General features: G+C 64.4%; 5 protein-coding genes. 3 read left to right on the top strand and 2 right to left on the bottom strand.

Annotated features, from left to right (window positions below):
* Together JSV65_05990 and JSV65_05985 are read right to left on the bottom strand one after the other, a co-directional pair.
* The coding region (locus JSV65_05990) for a hypothetical protein (protein ID UCH35902.1) at positions 1 to 635 on the bottom strand (635 nt) is incomplete at its 3' end.
* An 83-nt stretch (positions 636 to 718) separates the two neighbouring features.
* Complete coding sequence (locus JSV65_05985) at positions 719 to 2,248, bottom strand: DUF2961 domain-containing protein (protein UCH35901.1); 1,530 nt, start codon at positions 2,246 to 2,248, stop codon at positions 719 to 721.
* Between the two features lie 229 nt (positions 2,249 to 2,477).
* Between JSV65_05985 and JSV65_05980 the strand changes: the two genes are divergently transcribed.
* The 3 genes from JSV65_05980 to JSV65_05970 form a co-directional block, all read left to right on the top strand.
* Entirely contained in the window at positions 2,478 to 5,942 is a 3,465-nt protein-coding gene (locus JSV65_05980) for a beta-galactosidase trimerization domain-containing protein (protein UCH35900.1), read from the top strand.
* A 53-nt stretch (positions 5,943 to 5,995) separates the two neighbouring features.
* Complete coding sequence (locus JSV65_05975) at positions 5,996 to 7,051, top strand: hypothetical protein (GenBank protein UCH35899.1); 1,056 nt, start codon at positions 5,996 to 5,998, stop codon at positions 7,049 to 7,051.
* Between the two features lie 142 nt (positions 7,052 to 7,193).
* On the top strand, positions 7,194 to 7,862 hold a 669-nt coding region (locus tag JSV65_05970), incomplete at its 3' end, for a hypothetical protein (GenBank protein ID UCH35898.1).

Genomic DNA, 7,862 nt, shown 5'->3' with positions numbered 1-7,862 from the left:
GCGGACAGCAATGCTGGATTCGGGGCCGGGTGATGGCTGCAGAACTGCGCTGCCTGCCGCAGGCGGTCGAGGAATGCGTCGCGACGGGCCTCCAGTTCTTCCGTGCCGCCGAGCACCAATCGCGCGTGACGCAGAGCGCCCTCTTCGATATCGTTAATCGCCTTGATGGCAATGACGTACGTCGTGCCCGCCTCGGCGGCTTCGGCCAACACCACGCGACCGCTGTCCCATTCGAACTTCTGCTGCAGTTCCCCGTTGACGTAGGCCTCGCCCCTGTCGTCAATGCCGACGAGGAACGTCAGCCGACGCCCCGCGGTGGGCAGGCCGCGCAGCCGTTCCGGGACCGTCAGTCGCGTGCGGTACCAGCCGTAGGTGTTCTCCTTCTGCCACCTGGCGCCAATGCCGCTCGCCTCCCAGTCCGAGTCATCAAAATCCGGCAGACGCGCATCATCCGACGCTTCCAGCCCAAACTTCCAGTCCGTGATATCAACAGCGAAATCCCGCAGCACGCTCTGGGCGCGGCCGACGGCCGTGCGGGCATCCTCGAGGGTCGCCGCCGGGGCGGCGCACGCGGCCACGGAGAGCGCCGCCCAGGCCGCAGCGCACACCAACACATAGACACGCATATATCGCATTCACATACCTCCGGGGATCAACATCATAAGTCGTGATACCCACGACACCGGGCGCCGCGCCAAAGCGTGTTGTGCGACGCAGCCTACTTCTGCTGCCGTTCCTGGAGTATCCGGTTCATCTCCGCGTGATACCCCTCCATGTCTTCCAAGCGCAACAGCACGAGGTAATACATACCGACCTGGTTAACGGTTGGAATCAGGCTGCGCTTGTTCGGCGAGACTCCCCGCCCCTCGAAGCGCAGCGTGTGCTTGCCTGATTCGAGCCGTGCGAGATCGAAGCGCACCCACAGCCAATCCGCGCCTTGGATGCACAGGTCGAGAGTCTGACCCAAGGGCTTGCCGTCCAGGAACGGCTGATACTTGCCGCCAACTACGGAGTGATAGAGCACGGCGTTCAACTGGTACATGCCTGCGTCGGTGGCGTCGAAGTCAAACTCCAGTTTCGCGTCCCCCGTGGCGGGCATGTAATTCACCGCGCCGCCATCCTTCTGCAGCATCATGTCCGGCTCGGCCCGCACCTCGAGGTCAGCCGCGCGCAGGACACGATACGGCGCAACGCGCTCCGCGACCGGCGCGATGGGTTCGTCGGCGCCCACCGCCGGCGACTGGTACCAGAACGCAACGGAGCTGATCCAGTCGGGACGCTCGATAAACTGCCCGAGGTGCTCGACCGTTTCGGTGAAGATGCTGCCGCGGTGTTCGATCTGCACCTTGAGCAACTTCTTGAACGTGACTGGGTCGCTGAGGTGCCACCGGTATGCCGTCACCCGGTCGCCGGGGAAGTAGCCTTCCCACAGAGACACGCCATAGAATGGAGTGGAAAACTGCCGGAAACCCCAGGCGTCGCAGAAGTAGTCCTCGGTACCCGTGCCGCTGAGCGACGGGTAGTCCTCGCCATCCACGTAGAAGCGGTCGTCGCCTTCTCCGAACCAGCCGATTTCCACCTGCTGGGCGGAATGAACCGTGCCGACGTAATGCCCGCGGCCCCTGGTTTCCAGAATCGTGTAGTCGCCGGGCCGAGCCGGGTGTTCCTGGCGATAACGGGCGTGGAAGTAAGCGATGTCATCGGGCATGGAGTCGTGCTTCTGCCAGTCCAGGTAGTAGTAGAACGAGCCGGTGCGATACGTGTCCGATTCGTTGGTGACGGTCACGCGAGCGCTTTCGCGGAAGGGCATGCGCCAGAAGCAGTTGCGCGCGCGGCCCTCGGATGACACGGCTACCGGCAGCGAGGTGAAGCTGCTGTGCGCGCTGTGGCCGACGCCGAAGAAGTCACCCAGCGGCGCCTCGACGCTCGGCCTCTCCATGCCGTCCCAGTAGATGCGGAGCACCAGCGAGCGCGCGTAGAACGGATCCTCGGAAGCCACGGTGCACCAGATATGCGTGATCACCCCGGGGCCCTCCAGTTCGCCGAGCACGAGGGTCTCCCCGATCTCGATGGAGCGCGCGTCGCCGTTCTTCTGCAGGTCCTCGTGCGCGCTGCTTTCCCGACGGGTCTCGAAGGCCTGCAGCCGCGTCAGGCCCTCGAGGACACTGTCGTTCGGGCGCGCATCGGAGCAAGCAGCCGTGCCCACGAGCAACCCCACGATGATGGCGTACAGCTTGTGAACATGCATCGCAGTCATACTCCTCCTGGGAATCCATCTTACTCCATGCCAGGCGGTTCACCTTTTCCGCCAGGCGCACAGGGGGGTTCTCGATGCCCGGCTCGCTGTAGGAAAACCCCTCGCGACGGCAGAAACCACCTCGTGACTGTGCGCGAAGACTGCGCCACGCTAAGGCCCGCGAGGTGGTGATCGCCGGGCCCACAACTAAAGCATTGTCGACAACGAAGGAGAAACCATCATGCGCGAATCCTCGCTGTGTCTCCTCATCGCGACCTTCGGTCTGGCTGCGGCGCTGGCCGGTGCGGCCGCGGCACCGGCGGTGAACGAGGAACTCGAGGAAGACCATGAGTTGTCCATGGAGTTCGAGACGCCCCATACGGACTGGGCCCGACCCTACGCGCTGGGGAAGGTGCGCGTGCTGTACATCGGCTGGGGATCGTACGACCGGGGCATCGAGGCGCGCGACATCGTCGAACTGATGCAGCGTTTCGACATCGAGGCTAAGACGGCATATTACCACCGGATCATCGATAGCCCGCAGACGGAATGGCGCGGGGGCGAAGCCGGGGTGCAACGCATCATGCGCCTCCTGGACGAGCCGTGGGATTGCTTTCTCTTCGCCGGGGTCCCGGTCACTCACTTGCCTCACGAAGCCCAGTACAAGTTATACCAGGCGGTGACTGGGGGAGCGGGCATCGTGTTCCTGGGCGTGGACGACGAGAGGGCGCTGAAGCCGAAGAACAGGATAACCGACCTCCCGCCTTTTCTGGCCAACGATCCGCCCGGCGATGCTTTCCGCATCAAGGCGGGGCGCGGCATGCGGCTTCCCGCGCGTCCCCACGTCGAATACCATGCGGGATGGGAGACGGACTACGACTACTGGCTCGAGCGTGTGGGCAGGGCGGTGCTGTGGGCTGCCGGCAAGGGGCCTCGCATCAAGCTTGGTGTAGCGGTTCCCGATGGAGGCATCACGCGGACGGACCTGCCCAGGACGGAGATCACCGTCGAGTGGGGCAACGCGAGTGGGGCGCAGATCGCTGACGTGCAGGCCCGGCTCCGCCGCACCGACGGCACGTCTTTCGCGCTATCCCCACAAGGCCGGCACTCGAGTTCTGACGGGCCGCTCGTCTTCCCGCTTGCGCGGCGCTACCCCGCGGGGCACTACCACTTGGATGTTATCGCCCGCGGCAAGGACGGCATCGAGGCGTGGGCAACGGTGCCCATGGAGATCACGTCTCCCCGCGTCGTGGCGGAGGTCGAACTGAATCGAGTGTGGGGTGAGATCGGCGAGAGTATCGCCGGCACGGTGCGACTCGGCGGAGATGCGTTGGCGGGGGAAACGGTGCGAGCGCAATTGCTGGATGCCCGCGGGCGCATCCTGGCGCAGACCGACGAACAGGTGACCAACTCGGCTGCGAGCTTTGAGTTCGCCGTCGAGGACTGGATGCCGATGCTGCTCGAGGTTCGCGCACTGGTGATGGATGGTAACGAGGAGGTATCATCGGCTTACAGCTACTTTCGAGTAACCAAGCGGCAGCGCGGGCAGTTCAACGTCGTGGTGTGGGACTACCCCCCGGATCCGCTGTCGTGGTACGTCGAGCAACAACTGGCTCGACTGGGGTGCACGGTGCAACTGCAGGTCGGCGCTCCGCCGCTGGTTGTCGCCGCCTCGGATATCGCACAGATCCCGTACACCACTCGCATTATGACGTCGTGGGACAAGAACGGCTATATGCGGCCGGCGTGCTGGAACGATGAGCCTGCCGTGGACGAGTGGATTAACGGTATCGCCAGCACGCACGAGCGGTCGCGTCAACACGGTGTTTTCGTGTACTCGCTTGGCGACGAGACGGCGACCACGGGAAGCTGTGTCCATCCCGCCTGCCTCGCCGCATACCGCCGTTACCTGCAGCAGGAGTACGGCGACATCTCCGCGCTCAACCAGTCGTGGGAGAGCCGATACGCGAGCTTCGACGAGGTGCAGTTATCGGCCCCTGGCGACAACGACGAGGCAGGGGCTCTGCAGGCCAGGCAATACGCGCGTTGGTATGACCGCCAGGCATTCAAGGGCTACAACTTCGTGGGGCTGTGCGAGCGCTTCGACCGGCGGTTCAAGGAGATGGACCCGCAGGCGCTGACGGGCTTCGAGGGGGCCGGGCGTTTCTCCGACGGCGCCGACATTGACCTTATCTGCCGCACCAACGGGTTCTGGTCGCCGTATCCCGGCGTGCAGGACGAAGTGTTGCGCTCCATCGCCCCGCGCGACTTCATTCGCTCCAACTGGATGGGCTACACAAAGGATGCCGACTCGCTGCTTGAGAAGTACTGGCGCATGATTACCCGCGGATGCGACAGCGTCTGGTGGTGGCGGTGGGACGGCTTCGGTACCTACCGTGGGCTGCTCGCGCCGCACCTGGCGCCGTGGAAGGCCATCAAGGAGATGCAGCGCGACACGCAGATCGTCCGCGACGGCCTCGGTGACTTACTGCTAACGTGCAGGCGCGAGGACGACGGCATTGCCATCCTCTACTCGTATCCATCGTTGTTTGCGAATAGGATTGAGGCGGGACCCTCCTACGGGGCGTACGAAGGCGCGCATGCGGCATGGCACAGAGCGCTGCGCGCGCTCGGTCTCCAGTTCAATTATGTAACCGACCGCATGCTGCGTCGCGGTGAATTCAACGCGCGCCGCTACAAAACGCTGATACTGCCTCAGGCAGAAGCCATCGGGCCGCGCGAGGCGGAGGTGATTCGCGAGTTTGTCGAAAACGGAGGAACGGTGATCGCCGATGTGCGCGCGGGGATATACGACCACCACTGCAAACCGCTCCAGCGCGGGCTGCTCGACGGCCTCCTCGGTATCGAGCGCACCGGCAACGCGGAGGCAGTAACGGCGAAGGTTGATGTGGACGGCGGGATCGGCGAGCGCGCGCTTCCGGTTCGGCTTGCGTTCGCCGACGCGAAAGTTGACCCCGCGGTCCGCGCTGAGGACGGAGAGGCGGCGGGGGCGGCTGATGGAGCGCCGATCTGCATCGTGAAACCGGTCGGGCGCGGACGGGCGGTGCTGCTCAACTTCGCGTTGGAGTCGTTCCCGCGGCTCGCGGATGCGGCGAGTGCGGAAGCGGATTGCGCTTTCCTCGCGAAAGTGTTGGCATTGGGCGGTATTGAGGCGTCGGTCCGCGTCACGGACCGAAATGGGAAGCCGGTCCGTGATACGGAAGTGATTCGTTGGAACGGCCGGGGTGTGGATTTCCTCACGGTCTTCGGCGGCAAGGACGAACTGGTGTGCGTGACGCTTCCGCATGCGCTGCATGTCTATGACTTGCGGGAACGCAGATACCTCGGTCTGCAGACCACATTCACCGTTCACAAGCTGCCGACGCGAGCCACTTTCGTGGCGTTGTCACCGCGGAGATTGCCGACCTCGGACGTGGCGCTCAGCCAGACGCAGGTCCGGCGGGGCGAGCAGCTCACGGTGCGCCTGTCCTATGCCGGAAGCCGCGCGCACCACGCCGCCCGAGTCCAGGTATATCAACCGGACGGCACGCACGCCGAATGGTTCAACCGCGTCTTGGTCGCTGGACCTGAGGGCGCCGACGTCGTGCTGCCGATTGCCTACAACGATCCGTCCGGAGCATGGACGGTCCGCGCAGTTGACCTGTACACTGACGAAACCACGGAAGCGCGCTTCATCGTGCAGTAGGTTTCTCGTAGGCCGCGCGGCCGCCGCGCTCGCGCTCGCGTGGGAGGGATCGCATGACCAGGACAATACTGACGCTGGCGGTCCTGCTCTGGGTGGGAGTGACTGCCTGCCTCGCGGCGGATGATCTCCCGATACAGGTGTACGCCTGCATGCGGGCGGCATCGTCGCCGGTTATTGACGGGCGGCTGGACGACGGGTGCTGGGAAGCGGTGCCGGTGGCGAATGGATTCGCCGAGTTTCACGGAGGCGCTCTGGCGCCTGTGCAGACCTTCTTCCGAGCCGCGTACGATGACGCGGCGCTGTACATCGCAGTGACCTGTGATGAGCCGACGCCGGGGCGCATCAGCTTGGTGGCGGCGGCTCGCGACGAGCTTGAGATCTTCCGCCACGAAGCCGTTGAGATCTTCCTCGACCCTGGGCATTCGCACACAAGGTTCTACCAGCTCGGCGTGGACGCCGCTGGCTCGCTGTACGATGTGGGCCCGGAAGTCGGCACTCACTGGGACGGCAAGATCACAGCGGCGGCACTTATCGGCGAGAAGGCGTGGTACGTTGAACTGCGTGTTCCGTGGCAGGGGCTGGGGGTCACGCCGGCGACGGGGCAGGTGCACGGGATAAACGTATGCCGCGATCGGTACATCGGCGCGGGGCAACCGTGGAGCAGTTGGGCGCGAGTGATGCGCACGTTCCACGATCCCGTCCGTTTCGGTCACCTTACGTTGTCGCCGACCGCGGAGTTTTTGAGCCAACTCGCTGCCGACTTCCGCGCGGACGAACGCACCGGGGTGATTCTCATCACAGCGGGCAAAGACCTCGGTGACGCGGCGAGCCAGGGGTTGCTGCGCGCGGCACTCGCGCAACTTGACGCGAGACTTGAGCAACTGAACCGCGCCGCCGGTAGTGAGTCCGACGACGCCGTACGGCAGGCGCTCGAAACACGGCTTGGTGAATATGCTACAGCGGCCGAGGCTGCGCGAACGGCGCTGACCGCGAAGAGCGTTGACGCGGAGACGCTTGCGCGGTTGGAGTTGGGTCTCAATCGCATCAGCACGCAGTTGGATAAGCTGCTATGGCAAGTGCGATTGGAAGCGCTTCTCGCAGGGATCTGATTTGATAGGTAGGGATGTGACGACAATCCAATCGCTTGCGCCCCTCCGGCTCACACCGTCCGCCATTAGCGCCTTGGCTATTGCGTGCGCGGTCGGGCTATCGCTCTCGGCCGTGCATGCCGCCGCAAGATCCATCATTTTCGTGGACGCCGCGCGTATCATCGGCCAAGCGCCGCCTCATCTCTCCGGTCACTTCTTCGTGATATTGAACGACTCCGTCATTGGCGGCATCTGGGCGGAGAAACTCCGCGACCGCTCGTTCGAGATGCCCGACGGCAACGCCGATGGCGTACCCGATCAGTGGCAGCCCCTTGGTGGCGCCACGTGTGCCATTGACGGCGATACTGCGCTTACGCATATGGGTAACGGACGGACCCATGCGCAGCGGATAGCAGGGGAGACCGGTACGTGCGGCGTCAGCCAACGGAGCATTGTCATCCGGCGGAATGAGCAATACGACGTGGGCGCGTGGCTCAAGCAACTTGGGCTGGCCGGTCCCGTCACTGTTGCGCTGCATTCAGCGCAGGGGCAGCCGTACGCTTCCGCCGAGCTTGTGGGAGTCGGAGGGGAATTATCCTATCACACGGCCCGGCTTTCGCCGGGGGCGGACGATGACGACGCCGTGTTCAGCGTTTCCTTCGCCGGCCCAGGCACGGTGTGGCTTGACCAAGCATCTCTGATGCCGACGACCGCGGTTCACGGGTTCCGGGCGGACGTGGTTGCAGCGATCAGGGCGCTACGGCCATCGGTGATACGGTTTCCGGGCGGCAACTTCGCCCAGTGCTATCACTGGACCGACGGCATCGGCCCG

Source organism: Armatimonadota bacterium (genome assembly GCA_020354555.1).
Taxonomy (GTDB): Bacteria; Armatimonadota; Hebobacteria.
This window is presented reverse-complemented; position numbering and strand designations above follow the sequence as displayed.

Bases quoted from the DNA above. Each gene is read 5' to 3' on its own strand.
- JSV65_05985 (UCH35901.1), bottom strand. From the start codon at position 2,248: ATGCATGTTCACAAGCTGTACGCCATCATCGTGGGGTTGCTCGTGGGC.
- JSV65_05980 (UCH35900.1), top strand. From the start codon at position 2,478: ATGCGCGAATCCTCGCTGTGTCTCCTCATCGCGACCTTCGGTCTGGCT.
- JSV65_05975 (UCH35899.1), top strand. From the start codon at position 5,996: ATGACCAGGACAATACTGACGCTGGCGGTCCTGCTCTGGGTGGGAGTG.